Origin of the sequence: Salipiger sp. HF18, assembly GCF_011806505.1 — a bacterium.
GTDB classification, from domain to species: Bacteria; Pseudomonadota; Alphaproteobacteria; order Rhodobacterales; family Rhodobacteraceae; genus Salipiger; species Salipiger thiooxidans.
On the sequence record NZ_JAATOS010000706.1, the window covers coordinates 1 to 1,597 of the forward strand.

General features: G+C 56.4%; 2 protein-coding genes. Both read right to left on the reverse strand.

Features of this window, described 5'->3' with window-relative positions; genetic code table 11:
- Positions 1-85: 85 nt before the first annotated feature.
- Positions 86-568: a hypothetical protein gene (locus HC022_RS26115; RefSeq protein WP_167454320.1), complete on the reverse strand. Its 483-nt coding sequence runs from the start codon at positions 566-568 to the stop codon at positions 86-88.
- Complete coding sequence (locus HC022_RS26120; protein WP_167454321.1) at positions 565-1,224, reverse strand: TetR/AcrR family transcriptional regulator; 660 nt, start codon at positions 1,222-1,224, stop codon at positions 565-567. Before HC022_RS26120 ends, HC022_RS26115 begins: the two co-directional genes overlap by 4 nt.
- Between the last annotated feature and the right edge of the window lie 373 nt (positions 1,225-1,597).

The window sequence follows — 1,597 nt, forward strand, 5'->3', positions numbered from 1 at the left end:
GTTACGAAACACTGCTGAACTGGATGTTGGCTAGGCGGATAATTCGGCGATGTGTTGTCGCGCCAGCGCTTGTGCAATTCATAAGTTAAATTGCCGACAGGGTCGCGAAGACAACGATCAGCGAGCCCGCCATGCCCAGTGTGAGCAACAGGGTGCGCGATGGTGCTGGTCCGCTCACGGCCGTTTCATCATTCGCGACTGCCAGCCGCAGACCAAGAACAATCATCGTCACACCGAGTATGATCCCGATCCACTCCGTTGCGGCCAACATTTTTGACATGGGCGCCTTTGCTATCGGGAAGATATGGGCAAGATCGAGAGCATAGACCGCTACATAAGCGACGCCTGCGACTATTGGCGAAACCCCCGCATGGCCGGTGCGAAACATGCGATAGCCCAGAACGAGACTTCCAATGCCGAGGCAGGTGAGAAAGATATTGAACGCAGCAAGTACCGCGACGCTATAACCCGGAAACGTTCGGGTTTCGACAAATCCACCCGGGATCATCAGGGTGAGATTGACTGCGCTCAATATTACAAGGATGCATAGCGCGTGAAAAGGCTTCATATTGACATAGCTTCCGTAGATCGAGGGGGGAGGAGGGGCGCCATCAGGAGCAAAAATGCTCTCTGCGAGAGAGCTGCTTCTGCTTCCTCTGACAAAGTGGAACCGTTCAGGGCAAACCATCGATCCAAGGTCGCAATCAGATTCAACGCGACTTCGGTCAGCAGCGTGATGGGAAAGTCATCGCGCACTGCGCCGATAGACTGACCTGCGATAAGTAAGTCATCAATGCTGCCGCGTATCGCGGCCAGTGGTTCCGCGAAGGACTGTTGCGCCGCGGCTTCCCGGTGCAACGTCCTGAGCAAGCTAGCAAGACGGCCGTCACCTTGAAGCGTTTTTGTGAGCCGTGCACAAATTGCAGTAAGTTCGAGCCAGTACTCTCTTGCGTCGGAAGCAGATGCTGCTTTGCGGGATTGATCAATGAAATCATAGTGCCGAACGCGGCGCTCAAGCGTTGCGCAGAAGAGTGCGCCCTTGTCGGCAAAGTAATGATAGGTTCGGCCCTTGCTTTCGCCCGCGCGGGTGATGATGCGGTTAAGCGATGCCTTTTCAAACCCGTATTCGCAAAATTCCGCCTCGGCGGGGACAAGCCAACGCGCTTGTGTCTGCTCGTCCAGCGCGTCGAACCTTTCGCGCGGTTTTGTAGTTTCAGTCGGCATTCATGGCTCATTTAGACTGCTGGTCTAAAGTTGAGGACTGACTATACCGGCGGTCTACTCATGTCAATATGGGCTCGCTGCCCACCTTCGGAGCGCCGCAGTGCGAGGCGCCTGGCCGCCACTAGGGCGGCGTCGCTCCCGGCCCTTTTGTATGTGCCGGCTGCTGTTCGCAATTGAGAAATCGGTACGACTTCGGAAATCGCTCATATGTATCCGGCCTGTTTGTCGGCTCGCGGGCCGTGGCCTCGATGGGGTTACGCACGCACCGTGGTCTCATTCGCGGCAAGGTCGATGATGCCCTAGCAGGGTGCTGAAATAGTCGGGCCTCGACGCCGGTTGCGGAACATGATTCATCTGCCGCGGATCAACGGCG